We start from the raw sequence: 23,477 nt of genomic DNA on the forward strand, positions 1-23,477 counted from the left end.
GAGTACGGTGTTACGCAATGGACACCGTTTTTGGTTTGACCCTCTATTTCCCAGCCCGTAAACGCAGTAATGTGCCGCACATAACGAGTGGGGTGGGGCGGGTAATGAAAACTATCACGAGGCTGGGCAAACTGCTGGCGACACTGTTCTGGTGCGTCGTGCTTGCTAATCTAATCTCCCCGTTCGCGCAACCCTTCGCGCAGATGCTGAACGTAGCCGGCATGGCCATGCTGTGCCTGCATCTGGCCGAACTGGCACTGTTCAAGGCCGAGCTCGGTACGCAGCCGCAGCTGACCATCGAGCGAGCCAAGGTTCTGGCCTTCGGCATCTTTCATATCTGGTCGCTGCCAAGTGCTGTGGCTGAGGTAAAGGTTGAGCCTGAGTCCGCGCCGGAAACAATGGCGACTCCAGCGTCGGCGAGTGTCGAGGAGGCCGTCCCATGCGCAAGCTGATCCTGGCGGCCGCCTTGTGCTGCCCGCTGGCTGCTATGGCTGCGGCCGTCATCGAAGTCGATTCCAACCACATGACCCGTCTGCCTGCCCATGGCAGCGTGCTACAGCTCGACCGCGTGGCCATTGCCGAGCGCGGTACGCTGCTGATTCCCGCCGGGGTCAGCGAGTTGCATATCGGTGAGCTGTATCTGGGCCACGATGCGCAGATCGCTGTCGCGCCTTCAACCGAACGTCTGCTGCTGGATATCGGCACCGGCGACATCGCCGCCGGTGCACAGATCAATGCACCGGGTGCGCCTGGTACTGCGCAGCGGGCCGCGCTGCCTGGGCGCACGCTGGTCATCCGCATGAAATCGGTAACCACCGAGCCCTGGGTACTCGACGCTCGTGGTGGTCGTGGTGCAGCGGGTTACGCTGGCCTGGACGGCGCCGATGGCAAGCCTGGCGGCTGCGCCTGGGGTCAGGCCAGCGGAGGCTATGACGGTCAGGATGGCAGCGATGGTCATCCAGGGGCGTCCGGTGGCCAGATTCGTCTGGAAGTACCCAGCGACTTTCCGGTCGAGCATGTACAGGCGCGCCTGGATGGCGGAGCAGGCGGGCTTGCCGGCACGGCAGGCAATGCCGGCAGCGGCGGTGCGAGCAAGGGCTGCTGGATCTACAGCACCAGCGCCGGCCTCGATGGCCGTTCTGGTGTACCCGGCCGGCCTGGCGAGGCCGGTCAGGCGGGGCGGCTGGACATAGTACGCTTCTGAATGAAAAAGGGCCTGTAGAGGCCCTTCTTTATTAGTGCTTCAAGCTGCCGTCAGAGGCTGGGGCGCGCTGCTGCGAGCGATACCACGCTTAGACCAAGCAGCAGATTGAAGGCGACCAGCCGGCGGATACGGCCCAGCCCCGCACCGGCTGCCGGCCAGTCCTGCGCTTCCACCGCGCGGCGCATGGCCGGCAGTTGCAGAGCCTGAATGCGTAGGAACAGCGCCAGCATCGCCAGGTACAGGCCGATCATTACGTGAACGTAACGCGGCGCACCATCGAAACCGCTGAAGCCCATGTGCAGCATGCCCACGCCGGTTATCGGCAGCGCCACGACGGCGATCCACACCCACACGAAGAAGCGGCGAAACACCTCAAGCCACAAGGTAAGGCGCTCCGGCAACTGCAGGGTGCCGGCGGCCGGGCGCAGCACCATCCACGCGAAAAACATGCCGCCGACCCAGATCAGCGCCGCCAGCAGGTGCAAGGTGTACAGAGGGGAATAAGGTGGCATTCAGGCACTCCGGTATTTCAACTGATCACCTCGGGACGCCGTTTGGCCATCCAGGTTGTTCAAGGCGCGGCTGCGCCTCACAGTGATCGATTTCAGAAGTCGGGCCCGGCGGCTTGCAAGTCGTGCGCTTCATCGGGAGCAGGCAAGCGAGTCAGCACGCAGGCGATAGGCGCGTTATGATAGCGGCCGTTTTCGAATACTGAAAATATATCCAGCCTTTTCGTAGTCAAGATCCTTAATGCTCAGCACCGAACTCAAGGCCCAGATTCAGGGCGCCTACACCCGTTTTCTCGAAGCCAAGGGCCTCAAGCCTCGCTATGGGCAGCGCCTGATGATCGCCGAGGTGGCCAAGGTGCTGGGCACCATCAAGACCGACGATGAAGGGCGTCGCCTCGGTGACCCGGCCGTGGTGGCCGTCGAGGCCGGCACCGGTACCGGCAAGACCGTGGCCTACTGCATGGCTGCCATCCCCACCGCTAAAGCGGCGGGCAAACGCCTGGTGCTGGCCACCGCCACCGTGGCGCTGCAGGAGCAGATCGTGCACAAGGATCTGCCCGACCTGATGCGCAACAGCGGCCTGAATTTCAGCTTCGCCCTGGCCAAGGGCCGAGGCCGCTATCTGTGTCTGTCCAAGCTCGACGTGTTGCTGCAGGAAGGCCAGGCGCAGAGCTCCACGGCGCAGTTGTTCGAGGAAGAAGGCTTTCGCATCGATGCGGATGAGGAAGGCCAGAAGCTGTTCACCAGCATGATCGAGAAGCTTGCCGGCAACAAATGGGACGGCGACCGCGACAGCTGGCCTCAGGAACTGGAAGACAGCCGTTGGGCGCAATTGACCACCGATCATAGCCAGTGCACCGGCCGCCACTGCCCGAATTTCGGGCAATGCACTTTCTACAAGGCCCGCGAAGGCATGGGCAAGGTCGACGTGATCGTCACCAACCACGATATGGTGCTGGCCGATCTCGCCCTCGGTGGCGGCGCGGTGCTGCCTGACCCGCGCGACACCCTGTACGTTTTCGACGAAGGCCATCACCTGCCGGACAAAGCCATCGGCCACTTCGCCCACTTCACCCGGCTGCGTTCCACGGCCGATTGGCTGGAGCAGATCGCCAAGAACCTCACCAAGCTCCTGGCCCAGCACCCGCTGCCCGGTGATCTCGGGCGGCTGATCGAGCAGGTGCCGGAGCTGGCCCGCGAGCTCAAGACCCATCAGCAATTCATGTTCAGCGCTTGCGAGCAGGTGGCCGACTTCAAGCCTGGCGAGGACATGGAAGGGCGTGAGCGCCCGCGTCACCGTTTCGTCGGCGGCGTGGTGCCCGAGCACTTGATCGAGCTGGGCCTGGAATTGAAGAAGGGCTTTTCCAAGCTCAACGACCTGTTTACCGGGGTGACCGAGAAGCTCAAGGAGGCCATGGACGGCGAGACCAGCATCGGTATCGCCAGCCATCAGGCCGAGGAGTGGTACCCGCTGTTCGGCAGTCTGCTGGCACGGGCCCAAGGCACCTGGGAGCTGTGGCTGGCGTTCACCAGCGAAGATCCCGAAGACAGCCCGCCCATGGCGCGCTGGCTGACCCTGGCCGAGAGCGGCGCGCTGTTTGACATCGAAGTCAACGCCAGCCCGATCCTTGCCGCCGAAACCCTGCGCCGCAACCTGTGGAGCGTCGCCTATGGCGCGCTGGTCACCTCGGCCACGCTGACCGCACTGGGCACCTTCGACCGTTACCGCATGCGCGCCGGCCTGCCCAAGGTAGCGGCCACTGCAGTGGTGCCAAGCCCGTTCCACCACGCGGACGCCGGGGTGCTGCGGGTGCCGGATCTCAAGGCCGATCCGCGCAACGCCGCCGAGCACACCGCGGCAATCATCCGCGAGCTGCCCGATCTGGTGCAGGGCTCGCGCGGCACGCTGGTGCTGTTCTCCTCGCGCCGGCAGATGCAGGACGTGTTCGACGGCCTGGAGCGCGACTGGCGCAAGCGCGTATTCATCCAGGGCAACCTGTCCAAGCAGGAAACCCTCAACAAGCACAAGGCGCGGGTCGACAGCGGCGAGGAGAGCGTGTTGTTCGGCCTGGCCAGTTTCGCTGAGGGCGTCGACCTGCCGGGCGCATACTGCGAGCACGTGGTGATCGCCAAGATTCCCTTTGCCGTGCCGGACGACCCGGTCGAGGCCGCGCTGGCCGAATGGATCGAAGCGCGTGGTGGCAACCCGTTCATGGAAATCGCCGTGCCCGATGCTTCGCTGCGCCTGGTGCAAGCCTGCGGGCGCCTGCTGCGTACCGAGGCGGACCGCGGCACCATTACGCTGCTGGATCGCCGCGTGGTGACCCAGCGCTATGGCAAGGCGATTCTCAATGCGCTTCCGCCGTTCCGGCGGGAAATCAGCTAGGGTCTGTTCCCGCTTCACGCACGGCCGCGCCGGATCCAGTTTTTGCGCGAGGCAAGGCACGAGGTGCGAAGTTTGGCAGGCCAAATGAGCCATCGAGTAACGCCGCATCGCGCAAAAATTGGCCCGGCCTTGTGGGTTGCGCCTAGCCGGAGGCCATTTCTCGCGGCAACGCGGCTCGCGCTGAAGCGGGAACAGACCCTCGTCTCCCGCCGCGCCCCCCTCGACGAAAAAAAACGCTCCGCAAGTCAGTCATCGGACATGCGGGCTTTGCGGTAGAGCCCCCATCTGTCGCACTATTGCGCCTGCGCGTTTAAGACGCAGCAAAAGGCTTGTGACGGGACTGTCGCGGGCACTCATATTTGGCGTCGAGTTGCGGGGAGAAGGGGTCTTGAAGGTCAACACCTGGCTGCTGTCGGCCGATCGTTCGGGGCAGTGCGACGCGCACGCACCCGCCGGTCTGGTCACCAAAGTTCTGTCACTGTGCATCGCTGCAGCCCGTCCTCGACATCCATTGGCGATGAGGCGCCTGGCGCTGGTGACGCTGCTCGGCCTGCCGACGCTGGGCGTTGCTGCCGATCGCCAGGAACTGTTCAACTTCGTGCGTCCCATGGACGCGGTTCAGGTCTCCGGCGACAACGCCTACCTGCCCAGCGTGACCGCGGAAAGCGCCGCCCAGGGCGAGATCCTGCGCCGTGTGACCTTCAATCCGGGCGAGCGCCCGACCCTGCGCCTGACTCCGCAAAACGGCAGTTGGGACTGGTCCCAGGCCAACGCCATGAGCCTGCGCGTGCAGAACGCCATGGATTGGGCGCTGACCCTGGACGTCACCATCGAAAGCGCCGACGGCAAGCGGCTGACCACCCAGATCGCCCTGCCGGCCGGCCCGGCGCAGACATTGCTGATCCCGCTGGGCGCCACCTCGCCGCGTGCCCAAGGCATGCGCGCCGGTGCGCCGATGCCCTGGCGTTACGACGGCCGCCTGCTGCTGCTGGCGGAAACCGTCAATGGCGAGATCGACGTCAAGAACGTCTCCGCCGTCACCCTGTCGATCCCCAACCCCCAGGCCACGCAAAACATCCTGCTGGGCCGCTTCGGTGTGCGCGGCAGCGGCGATCTGGAGCAGGCCTATCGCGGTATCGTCGATGGCTACGGCCAGTACACCCGACGCGACTGGCCGGGCAAGATCAAGAACGACGAGCAGCTGCGCCAGGGCATGGCCCAGGAAGACAAGCAGCTGCAAGCCTGGCAGGCCGGCCGTCCCAAGCAGGACATGTACGGCGGCTGGATCGGCGGCCCGTCGTTCGAGGCCACCGGTTTCTTCCGTACCGAGAAGCGCGGTGCCCGCTGGTTCCTGGTCACGCCGGAGGGCAATCCCTTCTACTCGCTGGGTGTGAACACCGTGACCGGCTCGCAGAGCCAGACCTACGTCGAAGGCCGCGAGATCATGTTCAGCGCGTTGCCGGCCGAGGGCGAGCCGCTCGCCGCGTTCTACGGCAGTGCCAGTAACGAGTCCGACACTGGCGCCAACCGCGGCCGCGACTTCGACAAGGGCCGCTGGTACGACTTCTACGCCGCCAACCTGCAGCGCACCTATGGCGCTCAGGATGCCAAGGCGTGGCGCGAGCGCGCGCAGAATCGCCTGCAAGCCTGGGGCTTCAATACCCTGGGTAACTGGAGCGACAACGAGTTCGCCGAAGACAAACGCATGCCGTACAGCATTCCGTTGTCGATCCATGGTGACTACGCCACCATCAGCACTGGCGTGGACTGGTGGGGCGGCATGCCCGACCCCTTCGATCCACGTTTCGCCATGGCCGCCGAACGTGCCATTGCCATCGCCACCCGTGGCCATCGCGACGATCCCTGGGTGATCGGTTACTACGCCGACAACGAGCTGGCCTGGGCCGGCCCGGCTGATGATCCGCTGTCGCGCTACGCCTTGGCTTACGCCACGCTGCGCCTGACCACTGACGTGCCGGCCAAGCGCGCCTTCCTCAAGCAGCTGCGCGACAAGTACCGCAACCAGGAAGGCCTGTCCAAGGCCTGGGGTATCGACCTCAAAGCGTGGGAGCTGATGGAGGATCCGGGCTTCCAGGCGCCACCGATCAATCCTGAGTACCCGGCCATCGAAGCCGACATGCAGCGCTTCCTGCGTCTGTTCGCCGATACCTACTTCAAGACCATCGACGATTCGCTGGAATGGCATACGCCGAACCACCTGCTGCTCGGCGGCCGTTTCTCGGCGAGCATTCCCGAGGCTGTGGAGGCCTGCGCCCAGTACTGCGACGTGCTGAGCTTCAACTTCTATACCCGCGAGCCGCAGCAGGGTTACGACTTCGAAGCCCTGCGCAAGCTCGACAAGCCGCTGCTGGTCACCGAGTTCCACTTTGGCTCCCGCGACCGCGGCCCTTTCTGGGGCGGCGTCGCCGAGGTGTACAAGGAGGAGGAGCGTGGCCCGGCCTATGCCAACTTCCTGAAGAAGGCCCTGGAAGAACCGCAGATCGTCGGTGTGCACTGGTTCCAGTATCTGGATCAGCCAGTCACCGGGCGCCTGCTCGATGGCGAGAACGGTCACCTGGGCCTGGTGGCGATCACCGATCGGCCGTGGGATGGCTTTGTCAGCGCCGTGCGCAAGGCCAACCTGACCGTGCCACCGCTGGTACTCGAGCAGGCCGCCAAGGAGCCCGCGCCCAAAACGGGTGCCGCGCCTGCTCAGGAGTCTCCGTCCAAAGAGGACGCAGCACCTTCGCAAGAGGCAGCGCCCGAGGCCGCGCCGGCTGCCGAGGGCGACGCCCCGGCGGCTGAAGCCAAGCCTTAATCCGTACGCGCCAGCCCTGCTGGCGCTTTTATTTGAAGCAGGAGCCGTCAGTGCAGATTCAGGGTTACTTCGACCTCAAATTCGAAGCGGTAAAGGAGGCCTTCGCCGCGCTGTTCGATGACCCGCAGGAGCGCGGCGCCGCGCTGTGCGTGCAGGTAGGCGGGGAAACCGTGGTGGATATCTGGGCCGGGGTCGCCGACAAGGACGGCCAAGAGGCCTGGTATAGCGATACCATCCTCAACCTGTTCTCCTGCACCAAGCCTTTCGCCGCGGTCACCGCGCTGCAACTGGTAGCCGAAGGCAAACTGGAGCTCGACGCTTCAGTGGCTCGCTACTGGCCCGAGTTCGCCGCCGCCGGCAAGAAGCGCATTACCGTGCGCCATCTGCTTTGCCATCAGGCCGGGCTGCCGGCGATTCGCGCGAATCTGCCTGCCGAAGCTCTCTACGACTGGCAGACCATGACCGACGCACTGGCCGCCGAGGCGCCCTGGTGGCCGCTGGGCGAGGGGCATGGTTATGCGCCGATCACCTTCGGCTGGCTGATCGGCGAGCTGCTGCGCCGCGTCGAGGGTCGCGGCCCGGGTGAGTCGATCGTTGCCCGTACCGCCAAGCCGCTAGGCCTGGATTTTCACGTTGGTTTGGCCGACGAGGAATTTCACCGCGTCGCCACCATCAGCCGTGGCAAGGGCAATATGGGCGATGCGGCAGCTCAGCGCATGCTCAAGACCATGATGACCGATGCCCAGGCCATGACCACCCGGGCGTTCACCAATCCGCCGTCGATCATGACCAGCACTAACAAACCAGAGTGGCGACGCATGCAGCAGCCAGCGGCCAATGGCCATGGCAACGCCCGTAGCCTGGCCGGTTTCTACAGTGGCCTGCTTGATGGCAGCCTGCTCGACAGCGAGCTGCTGGCTGAACTCACCCGCGAACACAGTGTCGGTGAGGACAGAACGTTGCTGACCCCGACGCGTTTCGGTCTGGGCTGCATGCTCGACCAGCCCACCGTCGCCAATGCTACCTACGGAATGGGCAAGGGCGCCTTCGGCCACCCCGGCGCGGGCGGCACCACAGGTTTCGCCGATCCGGAACGGGACGTGGCTGTGGGGTTTGTTACGAATAACCTGGGGCCGTTCGTCTTAATGGATCCGCGGGCACAGAAACTTGCGGGTATCTTATGCGAGTGTTTCTAGGAACCGCGCATAACCGCCTGCGCAATAACGCTTTTAGCTGCTGACTCCGGGTTGCCCGGGTGACTACGACCGATTACTTAGTGGATGAACCGATGCTTTCCTACAAGACTTGCGCACTGGCGCTTTGCGTACTGCTGACAGGTTGCTCCCTGTTCGAGAAGAAGGAAGATCCCAAGCCGGTCCCCATGCCACCGCCGGAAGTTACCCAGGCCTGGCTGGATGAATACGAGCCGCTGGTGCGCGAAGCGATCAAGGACAGCAACTTCGAGATGGAGCGTCGCGAGAACCTGCTGGTGGTCACCGCGCCGGTCAAGGGCAACTTCAACCCGGATCGCCCTGGCATGCTGCTGCCTGTCACCCTGGGCCCGATCACCCGGGTGGCCAAGGTAATGGAGAAAGACAGCAAGGTCGGTGTGCTGGTACTCGGCCACGCTGATAGCAGCGGCGCGCTGGATACCAATCGCTCCCTTAGCCTTGAGCGCGCTCGTGCCTTCACCGCCATCTTCCGCCTAAGCGGCCTCAAACAGGACCGTCTGATGGTCAAGGGCATGGGCCCGGACATGCCGCGTGCTGCCAACGATAGCGCCAATGGCCGTGAACTGAACCGCCGGGTGGAAATCCTCCTGACCCGTCAGGACACCCTACAGGCGCTGATAGCCAAGTACAGCACGCCAGATCCGGCGCCTGCTGCCGCCACCGCTGTGGCTGCTGCCGAAAAGCCGGCGGACAAGCCTGCCGAGAAACCGGCTGCCAAAGCTACTGCCAAGCCGGCAGCCAAAGCCGTAGCCAAGGCGCCTGCAAAGGCCAAACCCAAGGCAGCGGCCAAGCCAGCAGCGAAACCAGCGGCCAAGGCCGTGGCGAAAACCGCTGACAAATCGGCCGACAAGAGCACCACCAAGCTGGCCGATGCCAAGAAAGTGGTTGCCGCAGATCAAGCCAAATAAGATCCGTACCGTTAAGCTAGGGTCTTTGCCGCTTTCGAGAGCTTTCTCATGACTCAGACCCTGGCCGACATGCGCCGTGATTACACCCGTGACGGGTTGAGCGAGGATCAGGCGCCGCTTGAGCCTCTCGCGCTGTTCAGAAGCTGGTTCGCCGATGCGGTGAAAACTGAGCAGCCCCCCGTGGAACCCAACGCCATGACCCTGGCGACCGTCGATGGCGAAGGCCGGCCGCACTGTCGTGTGCTGCTGCTCAAGGGCCTGGATGAGCAAGGGTTCACTTTCTTCAGCAATTACCAGAGCGCCAAGGGCGAGCAGCTGCAGGCCAATCCCTTTGCCGCATTGACCTTTTTCTGGCCGACCCTGGAGCGCCAGGTGCGCATCGAAGGGCGGGTCGAAAAGGTCACAGCTGCCGAGTCCGACGCCTATTTCCAGGTGCGCCCGCTGGGCAGCCGCCTCGGCGCCTGGGCCTCGCCGCAGAGCCGGGTGATTCATGATCGCGGTGAGCTGGAAGGCCTGCTGGCACAAACCGAGCGACGCTTCGCCGACCAAGCGCCTGAATGCCCGCCGCATTGGGGCGGCTACCGCCTGCTGCCCGAGCGCATCGAGTTCTGGCAGGGCCGTGCCAGCCGTCTGCACGACCGCCTCGACTATCGGCTCAACGGCGAAGCCTGGCTGCGCCAGCGCCTGGCTCCCTGAGTTTTGTGGCCGGCCCTGGTGCCGGCCTGGTCTGAACCGTCGACTCCAATCACCAGGCCCGCCCATGCTCGAACTCGACTCCACCCTGGCGCAGCACATCGTCGACCGCGCCATGGCCATCCTGCCGTACAACATCAACGTGATGGACGCCCAGGGCATGATCATCGGCAGCGGCGACCCGGCGCGTTTGCATACCCGTCATGAAGGTGCCCAGTTGGTGCTGGCCAACCGCCGAGTGGTAGAAATCGACGAGCAGGCCGCCGCCTGTCTGCGCGGCGTTCGCCCGGGCGTGAATCTGCCGCTGCTGCATGCCGACGAGTTGATCGGCGTGCTGGGCATCACCGGCGATCCCGAGGTGGTACGGCCCTATGCCGAACTGGTGCGCATGGCCGCGGAGATGTTGGTCGAGCAGCGTCAGGTGCAGGCCGAGCGCCATTGGCAGCGGCACCAGCTCGATGCCTGGCTGCGCCAGCTGTTCGACCCGGCGGCCAGCGTCTCGACGCTGGCCGCGGATGCCGAGCGGCAGGGGCTGGCACTAGGCTGGCCACGTCAGGTTTGCCTGCTGGAGTTGCAGGAGCAGGGCGAGCCCCTGGTGCAGCAGGCTCGGCTGCTCGGGGCCTTGGCCGGTAAGAAGGAACACCTTGCTGCACCGCTGGGCATGCGCGAGCTGCTCTGGTGTCGTCCGCTGATGGCGGGGCAGGATGATCAGCATTGGCTGGACGTCGCGGACGAGCGGAGCTGGGGCGTGACGCGGCTGCTGGTCAGCGATCCGGTGCAGTCCCTCGAGCAGCTGCGTCAGGCCTGTCTGGCGCTGCGCGATCTGCAGGCCTTCGCCACGGCGCGGCATCCGGCGTTGCGCGTATTGGCCCTCGAAGAACATCGCCTGGCGACCTTGCTGCACGCCCAGCGCCACAGCTGGTTGCTGCAGGGCTGGCTGGCACCGTTGAAGAAGGTGCTGGCTCAGGACGCCAACGGCGTACTGCGCGCCACCCTCGAGGCCTGGTGCGCCCATGACGGCCAGGTGCAGAGCTGCGCCGATGCCCTGGGCATTCACCGCAATACCTTGCGCTATCGCCTCGACCGTATTGCCGAGCTGAGCGGCGTCGAGCTGACGCGCCTGGACCGGCGTCTGCAGTTATCCCTGGGCCTGGGGCTGATCGAGCCGAGCTGAGCCTGTGGTTGATGCGCTTGCACAGGAGTTGATCGTACTTTTCCCTCTGCCGTTGTGCGGGTGAACAGGGTTAAGCCTGCAGGTCCTGAGTGACAATGCCGGGCACTTGGAAACTCCTATAACAACAAGAGGAAACCGCATGGCTCTGGTTCTGATCCTGGTCGCACTCATCGCCTTTATCGTGGTGTCGACGACGCGTCTCAAGCTGCATCCCTTTCTCGCGCTGCTGGCGGCTGCGGTGCTCGCCGGCTTCGCCTATCAACTGCCTCATCAGGACATTCTCAAGACGGTTGCCACGGGCTTCGGCAACATCTTGGGCAATATCGGTATCGTTATCGTGCTCGGCACCATCATCGGGGTGATTCTCGAGCGCAGCGGCGCGGCGATCACTATGGCCGAAACGGTGATCAAGCTGCTCGGCGAACGCTTCCCGACGCTGACCATGTCGATCATCGGTTACCTGGTGTCGATCCCGGTGTTCTGCGATTCGGGTTACGTCATTCTCAACTCCCTGAAAAACGCCCTGGCGGCGCGCATGAAGGTCTCGGTGATCGCCATGAGCGTAGCCCTGGCGACCGGTCTCTACGCCACGCACACCTTCGTGCCGCCGACGCCGGGGCCGATCGCCGCGGCCGGCAACCTTGGTCTGGGTTCCAGCCTGGGGCTGGTTATCGCCGTCGGTCTGGTGGTGGCGCTGGTCACCGCGCTGGCCGGCATGTTGTGGGCCAACCGCTTTATCGGTAAGGACATCGCCCTGGAAGATGACGGCACGCCTATGCCCGGCAGCGAAGACTTCGCGGCGCTGCGTGCTCAGTACGGCACGCTGCCCAGCGCGACCCAGGCCTTCGCACCGATATTTGTGCCGATTCTGCTGATCTGCCTGGGCTCTATCGCGGTGTTCCCGAGCCGGCCTCTGGGCGATGGCACGTTGCTGAGCGTGCTGAGCTTCCTCGGCCATCCGGTGATGGCGCTGCTGGTTGGTCTCGCCCTGGCTTGCACCCTGCTCAAGGGCAACGGCAAGCGCCAGAATCTGCATGACCGGGTATCCGAGGGCATCGTCTCGGCAGCGCCGATCATTCTGATCACCGGGGCAGGGGGCGCCTTTGGCGCCGTGCTCAGCGCCACGCCACTGGGTAATTACCTGGGCACCACGCTGTCCGCTCTGGGCGTCGGTCTGTTCATGCCGTTCCTGGTCGCCGCTGCGCTGAAGACCGCTCAGGGCTCCACCACCGTGGCGCTGGTGACCACCTCGGCGATGGTCGCGCCGCTGCTCGGCCAGCTGGGCCTGGATAGCGAAATGGGTCGCGTGCTGACCGTGATGGCCATTGGCGCAGGCGGCATGACGGTTTCCCACGCCAACGACAGCTTCTTCTGGGTGGTCACCCAGTTCAGTCGCATGCCGGTGGCCGTCGCCTACCGGGCACAAACCATGGCCACGCTGATTCAGGGTGTGGTCGGCATCATCACCGTCTGGCTGCTGAGCCTGGTTCTGCTGTAAAGCTATTCAATCGGGGCGCCTGCGGGCGCCTCGCCGTTTTCGAGGTTGTCCACATGAAAATCGTCATCGCTCCTGATTCGTTCAAGGAGAGCCTGAGTGCGCCTGACGTAGCCCAGGCTATCGCCCGCGGCTGGCTAGCCGTATATCCGGACGCCGAGATCGTCCTGTGTCCGATGGCCGATGGTGGCGAAGGCACCGTGGATGCGGTGCTGGCGGCCGCCGGTGGCGAGCGTCGTGAACAGGTGGTGCAGGGGCCGCTGGCGACATCGGTAACGGCGCACTGGGGCTGGCTGGGTGACGGTACGGCAGTCATCGAGATGGCGGCGGCCAGCGGCCTGCATCACGTACCGAGCGGCCAGCGCGACCCACGGGTAACCAGCAGCTACGGCACCGGCGAGCTGATCATTGCGGCGCTGGATGCAGGCGCCAAACGCATCATCCTTGGCCTCGGTGGCAGCGCCACCAATGATGGCGGCAGCGGCCTGCTGCGGGCACTGGGTGTGCGTTTTCTGGATGCTGGCGGCAACGAGCTACGCCCCGGCGGCGCGGCCCTCGCGGCGCTGCAGCGTGTCGACCTCAGCGCGCTGGACACGCGTCTGCACGACGTCCAGGTCGAGGTAGCCGCCGATGTCGACAATCCGCTGTGCGGCGCCAAGGGGGCGTCAGCGGTATTCGGCCCACAGAAGGGCGCCAGCGCGCAGCAGGTCGAAGAGCTCGATGCCGCCCTGGCGCGCCTAGCCGAGGTGGTCGGCGAGGCGCTGGGCGAGGACTTCAGCACCTTCCCCGGCGTCGGTGCCGCCGGCGGTCTGGGCTTTGCGGCCAAGGCCTTTCTCGGCGCGCGCTTTCGCCCCGGTATCGAGCTGGTGGCCGAGCTGTCCGGCCTGGCCGATGCAGTACGTGGCGCTGATCTGGTGATCACCGGAGAAGGGCGCCTGGATGACCAGAGTCTGCACGGCAAGACGCCGGTTGGCGTGGCTCGCGTGGCGCGCGAACAGGGCGTGCCGGTGATCGCCCTGGCAGGCAGCCTGGGCGAGGGCTACCAGCAGGTGTATGAGGCGGGCATCGAAGCCTGCTTCAGCCTGGCGCCAGGGCCGATCACCTTGGAGCAGGCCTGCGCCAGCGCCGGGAAAGAGCTCCAAGCGCGGGCTGCCGATCTCGCCAGGTTGTGGCGCGTCGCCCAGGCCGCCCGTCGCTGAGAGCCCTGTGGGGCGCGGTGACGATTGGCCGGTACGGCTGTCTATAAGCGTGTCGGGGTGATCAGACGCCGACCCTGTACCTACGCTGAACGGATGAAGTAATTTGTCGGCAATTACAGTGACCGTCCTGACGGCCAAGTTGTCGTAGGGTTATCAGTCCAGTCTGGAGAATCGTCATGCTTAAACCTGGTTTTTTTGCCGCTCTATTCGCTGCTGCGACCCTTACGCTCGGCGGTTGCGCCTCCAGCCTGACCGGCGACAGCTACTCGCGTGATGAAGCGCGTGCCGTACAGACCGTACGTATGGGCACCATCGAATCGCTGCGCCCGGTGAAGATTGAAGGTACCAAGACCCCCATCGGCGGCGGTGCCGGTGCGGTAATCGGTGGTGTGGCCGGTAGCGGCGTCGGTGGTGGCCGTGGTTCGGCTGTCGCGGCGGTGATCGGCGCGGTAGCGGGGGGCTTGCTAGGCGCCGCTGCAGAGGAAGGCATCACCCGCACCCAGGGTGTGGAAATCACCGTTCGTGAAGACGACGGCAGCATGCGCGCTTATGTACAGGCGGTTGAAGAAAACCAGATCTTCCGCGTCGGTGATCGCGTACGCATCATGACCGTCAATGGCACCAGCCGCGTAACCCACTAACGGGTATATCGCGTTGCGCGTACCAGGGCCGGATCAGTTAGCTGATCCGGCCTTTTCGTTTGCGCCGTATGAAGCCCGGATTAGAGAGGCTGGTGGCCGGCGCCCAGGCTAATCCGAAGGCGTACCGGGGATAGTTTTAGTAATAATTCTATCCATGACGCCAAGTCGATAGCTAAGCATAATCGAAGGCGTTTCTTAGCCGGATTTTCAGGCTTCGTCTGGAAAAACAAGTCGAACGCTCAGGGTAGTTCACCAGTCAGTTACAGCGGGTCGCACGATATGCGAACACCAGATCGTAACTGGCTTGGTAATGCTCCGAGCCGGACTGCCGGAGGTGGTTTCTCCACTTGCCGGGTTGGCATCACGCACACCATTGCAGGGATCGGCCGGACGCCAGGCGACCGGCATTTCTGGCACACACTAACTGGCCGTCAGGCTACATGGCGGGCTTGTACAAGGGGTTTAGTGTATGGCGCTTGCGCTGATCATCGCCTTACCATTTTTAGGTATCTTTCTTCCGCTTCTGGCTGACCGCCTGGGGCGGTCGCTCTGCGCGCTGGCCGCTGCAATAGGCCCGGCTGCCGCCTTGGTGTTGCTGTGGCTGCAGCAGCCAGCGGTATTCGCCGGCGAGGTGCAGGTGGTCAGCCATCCATGGCTGCCCGAGCTGGGGCTCAACCTGAGCCTGCGCCTCGATGGTCTGGGCTTTCTGTTCGCCCTGATGATCCTTGGTATTGGTCTGCTGGTGATTCTTTATGCCCGCTATTACTTGAGCAAGCAGGAGCCCATGGGGCGTTTCTTCGCCTATCTGCTGCTGTTCATGGGCGCCATGCTGGGCGTTGTGTTGTCGGAGAACATGCTGCTGATGCTGATGTTCTGGGAGCTGACCAGCCTGTCGTCGTTCCTGCTGATCGGTTTCTGGAGCGGCAGTTCGGACGCCCGGCGCGGCTCGCGCATGGCCCTGACCGTCACCGGTGGCGGTGGCCTGGCACTGCTGGCCGGCATTCTGCTGCTGGGCAGTATCGCCGGCAGTTTCGAGCTGAGCGATGTACTGGCAGCCGGCGACACCATCCGCAGCCACGGCCTGTATCCCATCACCCTGATCCTGATTCTGCTTGGCGTGTTCACCAAGTCGGCGCAGTTCCCGTTCCACTTCTGGCTGCCCCAGGCCATGGCGGCGCCCACCCCGGTTTCCGCTTACCTGCATTCGGCAACGATGGTCAAAGCGGGCGTTTTCCTGCTGGCCCGTTTCTACCCGGCCTTGGCGGGCACGGAGTGGTGGTTCTACCTGGTCAGCATGACCGGCATGGCGACCCTGCTGTTCGGGGCGATCATGGCGCTGTTCCAGCACGACCTCAAAGGTCTGCTGGCCTACTCGACGATCAGCCATCTCGGGCTGATTACCCTGCTGTTCGGCTTCAACACCGACCTGTCCTCCGTCGCCGCGGTGTTTCACATCATCAACCACGCGACCTTCAAGGCCTCGCTGTTCATGGCCGCCGGGATCATCGATCACGAGACCGGCAGCCGCGACATGCGCCGCATCGCCGGCTTGTGGAAATACATGCCGCACACCGCCGTGCTGGCCATGGTGGCCGCCTCGGCGATGGCTGGCGTGCCGCTGCTCAACGGTTTCCTGAGCAAGGAGATGTTCTTTACCGAAACGCTCAATCAGGACCTGCTGGGCATCTTCAACTGGATGATCCCTACCGTGGCGACCCTGGCCGGGGTGTTCTCGGTGGCCTATTCGCTGCGCTTCATCCACGACGTGTTCTTCAATGGCGAGCCGAAGGATCTGCCCAAGTATCCGCCCCACGAACCGCCGCGCTACATGAAGATTCCGGTGGAGATTCTGGTGTTCCTCTGCCTGCTGGTCGGCATGCTGCCGGCCTACACGGTAGCGCCGCTGCTGGCCTCGGCGGCCAGCGCCACCCTGGGCGGCGAGGTGCCGTATTACAGCCTGGCGATCTGGCACGGCTTCAACCTGCCGCTGGGCATGAGCGTGGTCGCGCTGATCGGCGGCATCATCGTATACGCCTGCCGCGAGCCACTATTTCGCTGGTACAACGGCATGCCGGAAGTCGATGCCAAGGAACTGTTCGAGCTGCTCAACGCACGGCTGGTCAAGAGCGCCCGCTGGGTGACCAAACTGATGGAAAGCGGCTCCCTGCAGCGTTACGTGGCCTTTCTGCTACTCAGCGCGCTGATCCTGATCATCACCGCCTTGTCGCCCATGGAATCGCTCAGCGGTGATGTGCCGCTGACGCCGCTCGATGGCATCACCGTGCTCGGCATGGTCGTGCTGTGCGTGATGGCGGTGCTGACCGTGGTGTTCCACCGCAATCGCCTCAAGGCGCTGATGACCCTGAGCTGCGCCGGCCTGATGGTGGCCCTGGCGTTCGCCCGCTATTCGGCACCGGACCTGGCCCTGACCCAGTTATCGGTCGAGGTGGTGACCATCATCCTGCTGGTGCTGGCGCTGTTCTTCATGCCTGATCGCACGCCGATGGAATCGAGCAGCCTGCGCGGGCTGCGCGACGTACTGCTGGCTGGCGGCACCGGGATCGCCGTCACTCTGTTGGCCTATGCGGTGATGACCCGGCCGTATGACAGCATCGCCTCGTTCTTCCTGGAAAACAGCGTCAGCGGGGGCGGTGGCACTAACGTGGTCAATGTGATTCTGGTCGACTTCCGTGGCTTCGATACGCTCGGCGAGATCACCGTGCTGGCGATCGCTGCGATTGGCATCTACGGGCTGTTGGCCGGGCTGCATTTGCCCCATCCACTTACCGACCCGAACGGCAAGCCCTGGTCGAAAGACAGTCACCCGATGGTGCTCGACAGCATCGCGCGCATCTTGCTGCCGATTGCGCTGCTGGTCTCTGCCTTTATCTTCCTGCGTGGTCACAACCTGCCAGGCGGCGGTTTTATCGCCGGGCTGATCACCGCTATCGCACTGATCCTCCAGTACGTCGCTCATGGGGTGGAGTGGACCCAGCGGCGCATGCCCTGGAGCTTCCACAGCATCGCCGGCCTCGGCGTACTGATCGCCGCGCTCACCGGCCTGGGCAGCCTGGCCTTCGGCGCACCATTCCTGACCTCGGCATTCGATCACTTCCACCTGCCGCTGATAGGTGAGTTCGAACTGGCCACCGCGCTGCTCTTCGACCTCGGCGTGTACCTGGCGGTGGTCGGCTCCACGCTGCTGATCCTCTCCAACATCGGCCACGTCAGCCAGGATGAAACCAGCAAGGAGGTTCTCTGATGGAAGCGCTATACGCCATCACCCTGGGCGTGCTGGCCGCCAGCGGTGTTTACCTGCTGATGCGCGCACGTATCTACCCGGTGGTCATGGGCCTGACCCTGATTTCCTACGCGGTCAACCTGTTCCTGTTCGCCATGGGCCGCCTCGGCACCGGCGTGCCGGCGGTCATCGGCAAGAGTGCCGAATACGGTGATCCGATTCCCCAGGCGCTGGTGCTCACTGCCATCGTCATCGGCTTCGCCATGACCGCCTTCGTGGTGGTGCTGTCGCTGCGCGCCCTGGGTGAGCTGCGCACCGATCACGTCGATGGCGAGGAGTCGCGCTGATGAATCATGCGTTGATCCTGCCGATCCTGATTCCGCTGTTCACCGGCAGCCTGCTGTTGATTCGCTCGCAACTGTCGATCACCGCCAAGCGCTGGATGTCGCTGCTGGCCACCTGGTCGCTGCTGCCGCTGAGCGCCTGGCTGTTGCTGCAGGCGGACAACGGCGTGTTGCAGGTCTACGCACTGGGCAACTGGCAGGCGCCGTTCGGCATCGTCCTGCTGCTCGACCGCCTGGCGGCGCTGATGCTGCTGGTCACCGCCGTGCTGGCCGGCTTCGCCATGCTCTACGCGGTGCGAGGCGATGACGAGCGGGGCCCGAATTTCCACGCGCTGATGCAGTTCCAGTTGCTCGGCATCAACGGCGCCTTCCTCACAGGTGACCTGTTCAACCTGTTCGTGTTCTTCGAGATCTTGCTGATCGCGTCCTACTCGCTGCTGGTTTACGGGGGCGGGCCGAAGCGCATCAAGGCCGGCATGCACTACGTGGTGCTCAACCTGGTGGCATCGTCGTTCTTTCTGATCGGCGTGGGCATGCTCTATGGCCTGCTCGGCACCTTGAACATCGCCGACCTGGCGCTGAAGGTGGCCGAAGCCGACCCAGACCGCCAGCATTTGCTGGCCGCCGCCGGGTACCTGCTGCTGATCGTCTTCGGCCTCAAGGGCGCCATCCTGCCGCTGTATTTCTGGCTGCCCAATGCCTATGCGGCGGCCACCGCGCCGGTGGCAGCGCTTTTCGCGGTGATGACCAAGGTCGGGCTGTACGCGATCATCCGCGTATTCACCCTGGTGTTCGGCAGCGAAGCGGGGCAGCTGGCCCATCTGGTCGATTACCTGTTGTGGCCGTTGGCGGCGCTGACCCTGCTGCTCGGCGTGACCGGCGCGCTGGCGGCGCGCAGCTTGAGCCGGCTGATCGGTTATCTGGTGATCGTCTCGGTCGGCACCCTGCTGGCCGGCGTCGCGCTGGGCAGCGCGCAAAGCCTCAGTGCGGCGCTTTACTACCTGATTCACAGTACCTGGATATGCGGCGGCCTGTTCCTGCTCGCTGATATGCTGGCGCGTCAGCGCGGCGAAATCGGCCTGCGTCTGCGCAAGGGGCCGCAGCTGCTGCAGCCGAAATTGCTCGGCGGGCTGTTCTTCATTGGCGCGATCTCGGTGGCTGGTCTGCCGCCGTTCTCGGGTTTTCTGGGCAAGGTCATGCTGCTGCGCTCGGTGGAAAGTGGCTGGCAGACCTTCGTGCTGTGGCCGGTGGTGCTGTGTGGCGGCCTGGGCATGGTGATCGCCCTGGTGCGTGCCGGCAGCACGCTGTTCTGGCGCTGCAGCGGCGAGCCTGCAACGAATGCACAGTTCGACCATATCCGAGTCCTGGCCACGATCTGCCTGCTGGCCGGTGGGCCGCTGCTGGTGGTCGCGGCGCAGCCGATTCAGGAGTACACCCAGGCCGTCGCCCAGCAGCTGCTGGATGTGAATAGCTATTTGCAGATCGTGCGCGGAGGTGAGCGATGAGCCGTCTGTTCCCCCATCCCATGCTCAGCGTGCTGCTTACGGTGATCTGGCTGCTGATGGTCAATGAGCCGAGCGTCGGCCATCTGCTGCTGGGCGCGTTTCTCGGCTGGGGTATCGCCCTGCTGTGCAGCGGCTTCATGCTCGACGTACCGCGCCTGCGCCGGCCGCTGTTGCTGTGCCGTTACCTGCTGATGGTGCTGTGGGACATCGTCATCGCCAACCTGCACGTTGCCCGGCTGGTGCTCGGCCCCACGCGCAAACTGCGCCCGGCGTTCGTTGAAGTGCCGATGGAAATCGAGAACGACTTCATGCTCTCGGTGCTCGCCTGCATCGTCTCGCTGACCCCGGGCACCGTGTCCTCGGGCCTGAGCAGCGACCACAAGACCTTACTGCTGCACGGCCTGGACGTTGCCGATGATCAGGCGCTGATCGCCGAGGTCAAGTCGCGCTATGAAGCCCCGCTGATGGAGATTTTCGAATGCTCGCGTACGTGATTCCCTTCTGCATGGCCCTGATGGGCGTCGCCGTGACGCTCAACGTGATTCGCCTGGTGCGTGGCCCGGACATGCCCGACCGGGTGTTGGCGCTGGACACGCTATACATCAACGCCCTGGCATTGATCGTGGTGTTCGGCATCTGGCTGCAATCGGATCTGTTCTTCGAAGCGGCGCTGCTGATCGCCGTCATGGGCTTCGTCGGTACCGTGGCGGTGGGCAAGCACCTGCTGCACGGCGAAATCATCGACTAAGGAGGTCATTTCCATGCCATTCTGGATCGAAGCACTGGTGGCGTTCTTTCTACTGGTCGGCTGCTCGTTCGCGCTGATCGGCGCCATCGGTCTGTACCGCCTGCCGGACTTCTTCACCCGCCTGCACGGCCCGACCAAGGCCACCACCCTGGGCGTGGGCAGCATGGTGGTGGCGTCGATGATTTTCTTCAGCAGCCATACGGACGGCCTGAGCCTGCATGAACTGCTGATCACCCTGTTCCTGTTCATCACCGCACCGGTCAGCGCGCACATGCTCGCCAAGTCGGCGATGCAGGAGAAGGTCAAGCTGGTGCGCCGTACCCGCGGGCGGCCCTGGGAGTCCTGAACTGGGCTGTCGCTTTGCTGGCCAACTGTGCCTGCCGACAGAATTGAGCTAACCCTAGACTGCTTCTGTCCCATCCCCTACGAGGTTAGGCAGATGCAGTGGCAGCAAAGGGTGGCAAACGCCGCCGACATCGAAGCGCTCCTCGCGTTGATCCTCGAACATGGCTCCAACCCCTGGAACTACCTGCCGCCGGCCGAGGTGACCGCTCACTTGCGGGGCATCGCCGATGGCAGCAGCCATGCGCTGCTGGCCGAGGGGCAGGGCGCGCTGTTTGGGCTCGTCAGCCATGTGCGTACCCGGCGCTTTCGTTCTCACCAGCCCGACAGTCGTATCGATACCGAGCACGCTTACATCTGCGAGGCGGTGATCCATCGTAATGCCGCGGGGCAGGGAGTCGGCTCGGCGTTGCTGCGCCAGGTGGTGGCGGACATCCAGGCGGCGGGCATCGTGGATATCTACATCGATCGCCATGAGGAGAACGCCGCCTCGGCCGGCATGATGCGCAAGGCCGGTTTCGTCGAGATCGCCACGGTCGCCGATCCCGAGCGCCGGTCCAATGGCTCGCGGCGTACCACGCTGTGCCGCTGGCAGGCGCCTTAGTTGGCTTGCTCGCCCATCAGCGCACGTGCCAGGCCTTCGGCGACACGGATCCCGTCGACGCCCGCTGACAGGATGCCGCCGGCATAGCCAGCGCCTTCCCCGGCCGGGAACAGACCGCGTACGTTGAGGCTTTGCAGGTCTTCGCCGCGGGTGATGCGCAGCGGCGATGAGGTGCGCGTTTCGATACCGGTCAGCACTGCGTCGTGCAGGTCGAAGCCCCTGATCTGCTTGGCGAAGGCCGGCAGCGCTTCGCGGATCGCCTCGATGGCGAAGTCCGGCAGCGAGGGCGCCAGGTCACCGAGCTTGATCCCCGGCTTGTAGGATGGCTCGACGCTGCCCAGCGTGGTGCTCGGCTTGCCGGCGATGAAATCACCGACCAGTTGCCCCGGCGCCTCGTAGTTGCTGCCGCCCAGCACGTAGGCGTGGGATTCCAGGCGCTCCTGCAGTTCGACGCCGGCTAGCGGGCCGCCTGGATAGTCCTGATCCGGGGTGATGCCGACCACGATGCCCGAGTTGGCGTTGCGCTCGTTACGCGAGTACTGACTCATGCCGTTGGTGACCACCCGGTGCGGCTCGCTGGTGGCCGCTACCACGGTTCCGCCCGGGCACATGCAGAAACTGTAAACCGAGCGGCCGTTCTTGGCGTGGTGCACCAGCTTGTAGTCGGCTGCGCCGAGTTTCGGGTGGCCGGCATATTTGCCGAGACGCGCACGGTCGATCAGCGACTGCGGGTGCTCGATGCGAAAGCCCACCGAGAACGGCTTGGCTTCCATGAACACGCCGCGCCTGTGCAGGGCACGGAAGGTGTCGCGCGAGCTGTGGCCAAGGGCCAGGATGACGTGGCGGCTGAGCACCTGCTCGCCGCTTTCCAGCTCGACACCGACCAGCTGGCCATCCTCGATCAGCACATCGCTGACGCGCTGCTGAAAGCGCACTTCACCGCCAAGGGCCTTGATCTCCTCACGCATGGTGGCGACCACGCCGGTCAGGCGGAAGGTGCCGATATGCGGCTTGCTGACGTAGAGGATCTCCTCCGGCGCGCCGGCCTTGACGAACTCTTCCAACACCTTGCGCCCGTAATGGTTCGGGTCCTTGATCTGGCTGTACAGCTTGCCGTCGGAAAAGGTGCCGGCGCCGCCCTCGCCGAACTGCACGTTGGACTCGGGATCGAGCACCTTCTTGCGCCACAGGCCCCAAGTGTCCTTGGTGCGCTGACGTACTTCTTGGCCGCGCTCCAGCACGATGGGCTTGAGGCCCATCTGCGCCAGAATTAGCGCAGCAAAGATGCCGCACGGGCCGAAGCCGATCACCAGCGGGCGCTGCGCCGGATGTTGTTCAGCGCTGACGGTCAGTGGCTTGTAGCTCACGTCTGGAGCGATGCCGAGGTGGCGGTCGTTGGCCAGGCGCGCCAGCAGCGCGGCCTCGTCGCGCACGCTGAAATCCAGAGTGTAGATGAACGGCATGTCGCCGGACTTCTTGCGGGCATCGTAGCTGCGCTTGAACACGCTGAATTCGAGCAATTCGTTGTCGTCGATGCCCAGGCGCTCGACCAGGGCTGGGCGCAGGGCGTCATCGGCGTGATCGAGGGGCAGTTTCAGTTCGGTGATGCGCAGCATGAGATCGTCCTTTCAGGGCCGGAGGCAACCCGGCAGCTTTTTCGAGGGCGGCGATTATGGACGAAAAATGCCCGGCAAGCTGCAGTTGGCGTTTCACAGTCGACGGGCAGTGGGGCGATCGGATGTGTCGCGTCGCTCGAGGATCACGTCACTGAACGGACACTCATGACACCAAAAGGACGCACCATGTACAGCAACGGGACGCTCAAAGCCGGGTATTTCGCAGGATTGATCACGCCTTTGTGGCTGGCGCTGGGGGTGGCCATCGCCGGTGCGCTGTATCCCGGCTACAGCCATGTCGATCAGGCCATGAGCCTGTTGGGCGCCGAGGGGGCGCCGACGCAAAGTATCTCGCCGCTGATCAACAACTTCCCATTGGGCGTGCTGTTCTTGCTGTTCGGTGCCTGCGTGCTGCGGCGCTTCGATAATCTATGGGCGCGTCTGAGTGGCTTGCTGATCATGCTCCACGGCCTGGGCAGTTTCGGCACCGGTTATTTCGCCTGTGACGCCGGCTGTGCGCCGGCGAATCCGTCGACCAGCCAGAACCTGCACAACCTCGCCGGGCTGATCATGGCCTTCAGCCTTTTGCTGGCCAGCGGGCTGTGGGTTTGGCTGGCTCGCCGCGTGCTCGCCTTGCCTGGTTTCTCCTGGTTTTCGCTGGCCTGTACGCTGGTCGCCCTTGGTGCCTTGCCGCTGATGGCCGGCGCGCTGGAGAGCGGCCATGGTTTTGGGCTCTTTCAGCGCATCAATTACGGCGCATCGCTGCTGTGGGTTGCTGCGCTGGCGCTGATGCTGCTACGCCGCCCGGGCTGACGGGT

Annotated in this window: 21 protein-coding genes; 19 read left to right on the forward strand and 2 right to left on the reverse strand. The window is 64.3% G+C overall.

Going from position 1 to position 23,477, the window contains the following annotated elements:
- Positions 1–17: 17 nt before the first annotated feature.
- Both FB481_RS02550 and FB481_RS02555 read left to right on the forward strand, forming a co-directional pair.
- Positions 18–452, forward strand: a complete 435-nt coding sequence (locus FB481_RS02550; protein ID WP_256662693.1) for a DUF1145 domain-containing protein — start codon at positions 18–20, stop codon at positions 450–452.
- A complete protein-coding gene (locus tag FB481_RS02555; RefSeq protein ID WP_147174984.1) occupies positions 440–1,204 on the forward strand; it encodes a collagen-like protein in 765 nt (254 codons plus the stop codon). Before FB481_RS02550 ends, FB481_RS02555 begins: the two co-directional genes overlap by 13 nt.
- Positions 1,205–1,254: 50 nt before the next feature.
- On the opposite strand, the gene FB481_RS02560 is transcribed toward FB481_RS02555, so the two are convergent.
- Positions 1,255–1,716 (reverse strand): CopD family protein, encoded by a 462-nt coding sequence (locus FB481_RS02560; RefSeq protein ID WP_147174985.1) that lies wholly within the window; start codon positions 1,714–1,716, stop codon positions 1,255–1,257.
- A 238-nt stretch (positions 1,717–1,954) separates the two neighbouring features.
- Here FB481_RS02560 and dinG point away from each other — a divergent pair, with 238 nt between their 5' ends.
- The 16 genes from dinG to FB481_RS02640 all read left to right on the forward strand — a co-directional run bounded on the left by dinG (position 1,955) and on the right by FB481_RS02640 (position 21,043).
- Entirely contained in the window at positions 1,955–4,099 is a 2,145-nt protein-coding gene (dinG, locus tag FB481_RS02565) for an ATP-dependent DNA helicase DinG (protein ID WP_147174986.1), read from the forward strand.
- Between the two features lie 517 nt (positions 4,100–4,616).
- A complete protein-coding gene (locus tag FB481_RS02570) occupies positions 4,617–6,917 on the forward strand; it encodes a beta-agarase (RefSeq protein ID WP_143103590.1) in 2,301 nt (766 codons plus the stop codon).
- Positions 6,918–6,967: 50 nt separating this feature from the next.
- The gene (locus FB481_RS02575) at positions 6,968–8,113 is read left to right on the forward strand and encodes a serine hydrolase domain-containing protein (RefSeq protein ID WP_147174987.1); all 1,146 of its coding nucleotides are present in this window, start codon (positions 6,968–6,970) and stop codon (positions 8,111–8,113) included.
- A 92-nt stretch (positions 8,114–8,205) separates the two neighbouring features.
- Positions 8,206–9,057 carry an OmpA family protein gene (locus FB481_RS02580; RefSeq protein ID WP_093503658.1) on the forward strand — a complete coding sequence of 284 codons (852 nt, stop codon included), beginning with the start codon at positions 8,206–8,208 and terminating at the stop codon, positions 9,055–9,057.
- Between the two features lie 48 nt (positions 9,058–9,105).
- Entirely contained in the window at positions 9,106–9,753 is a 648-nt protein-coding gene (gene pdxH / locus FB481_RS02585; protein WP_093503656.1) for a pyridoxamine 5'-phosphate oxidase, read from the forward strand.
- Between the two features lie 64 nt (positions 9,754–9,817).
- Positions 9,818–10,924 carry a sugar diacid recognition domain-containing protein gene (locus tag FB481_RS02590; protein WP_093503654.1) on the forward strand — a complete coding sequence of 369 codons (1,107 nt, stop codon included), beginning with the start codon at positions 9,818–9,820 and terminating at the stop codon, positions 10,922–10,924.
- 139 nt (positions 10,925–11,063) lie between these two features.
- Positions 11,064–12,422 (forward strand): GntP family permease, encoded by a 1,359-nt coding sequence (locus tag FB481_RS02595; RefSeq protein ID WP_147174988.1) that lies wholly within the window; start codon positions 11,064–11,066, stop codon positions 12,420–12,422.
- Between the two features lie 53 nt (positions 12,423–12,475).
- Complete coding sequence (locus FB481_RS02600) at positions 12,476–13,618, forward strand: glycerate kinase (RefSeq protein WP_093503650.1); 1,143 nt, start codon at positions 12,476–12,478, stop codon at positions 13,616–13,618.
- Between the two features lie 176 nt (positions 13,619–13,794).
- Complete coding sequence (locus FB481_RS02605; RefSeq protein ID WP_013792420.1) at positions 13,795–14,259, forward strand: membrane protein; 465 nt, start codon at positions 13,795–13,797, stop codon at positions 14,257–14,259.
- Between the two features lie 469 nt (positions 14,260–14,728).
- Positions 14,729–17,521 carry a monovalent cation/H+ antiporter subunit A gene (locus tag FB481_RS02610; RefSeq protein WP_147174989.1) on the forward strand — a complete coding sequence of 931 codons (2,793 nt, stop codon included), beginning with the start codon at positions 14,729–14,731 and terminating at the stop codon, positions 17,519–17,521.
- A complete protein-coding gene (locus tag FB481_RS02615) occupies positions 17,521–17,847 on the forward strand; it encodes a Na+/H+ antiporter subunit C (RefSeq protein ID WP_013792418.1) in 327 nt (108 codons plus the stop codon). Before FB481_RS02610 ends, FB481_RS02615 begins: the two co-directional genes overlap by 1 nt.
- Complete coding sequence (locus FB481_RS02620; RefSeq protein WP_147174990.1) at positions 17,847–19,349, forward strand: monovalent cation/H+ antiporter subunit D; 1,503 nt, start codon at positions 17,847–17,849, stop codon at positions 19,347–19,349. Before FB481_RS02615 ends, FB481_RS02620 begins: the two co-directional genes overlap by 1 nt.
- Positions 19,346–19,843 carry a Na+/H+ antiporter subunit E gene (locus tag FB481_RS02625; RefSeq protein ID WP_147174991.1) on the forward strand — a complete coding sequence of 166 codons (498 nt, stop codon included), beginning with the start codon at positions 19,346–19,348 and terminating at the stop codon, positions 19,841–19,843. The genes FB481_RS02620 and FB481_RS02625 overlap by 4 nt, the downstream gene beginning before the upstream one ends.
- The gene (locus tag FB481_RS02630; RefSeq protein WP_013792415.1) at positions 19,828–20,097 is read left to right on the forward strand and encodes a K+/H+ antiporter subunit F; all 270 of its coding nucleotides are present in this window, start codon (positions 19,828–19,830) and stop codon (positions 20,095–20,097) included. The genes FB481_RS02625 and FB481_RS02630 overlap by 16 nt, the downstream gene beginning before the upstream one ends.
- A 13-nt stretch (positions 20,098–20,110) precedes the next feature.
- Positions 20,111–20,443 (forward strand): Na+/H+ antiporter subunit G, encoded by a 333-nt coding sequence (locus FB481_RS02635; RefSeq protein WP_093503644.1) that lies wholly within the window; start codon positions 20,111–20,113, stop codon positions 20,441–20,443.
- Between the two features lie 93 nt (positions 20,444–20,536).
- Positions 20,537–21,043 (forward strand): GNAT family N-acetyltransferase, encoded by a 507-nt coding sequence (locus FB481_RS02640; protein ID WP_093503642.1) that lies wholly within the window; start codon positions 20,537–20,539, stop codon positions 21,041–21,043.
- Here FB481_RS02640 and FB481_RS02645 read toward each other — a convergent pair.
- Entirely contained in the window at positions 21,040–22,659 is a 1,620-nt protein-coding gene (locus tag FB481_RS02645; RefSeq protein WP_093503640.1) for an NAD(P)/FAD-dependent oxidoreductase, read from the reverse strand. The two genes, FB481_RS02640 and FB481_RS02645, sit on opposite strands and share 4 nt — an antisense overlap.
- 186 nt (positions 22,660–22,845) lie before the next feature.
- Here FB481_RS02645 and FB481_RS02650 point away from each other — a divergent pair, with 186 nt between their 5' ends.
- Positions 22,846–23,472 (forward strand): DUF998 domain-containing protein, encoded by a 627-nt coding sequence (locus FB481_RS02650; RefSeq protein ID WP_093503638.1) that lies wholly within the window; start codon positions 22,846–22,848, stop codon positions 23,470–23,472.
- Positions 23,473–23,477 lie beyond the last annotated feature (5 nt).

The sequence above is a fragment of the Pseudomonas sp. AG1028 genome (assembly GCF_007993955.1).
GTDB classification, from domain to species: domain Bacteria; phylum Pseudomonadota; class Gammaproteobacteria; order Pseudomonadales; family Pseudomonadaceae; genus Aquipseudomonas; species Aquipseudomonas straminea.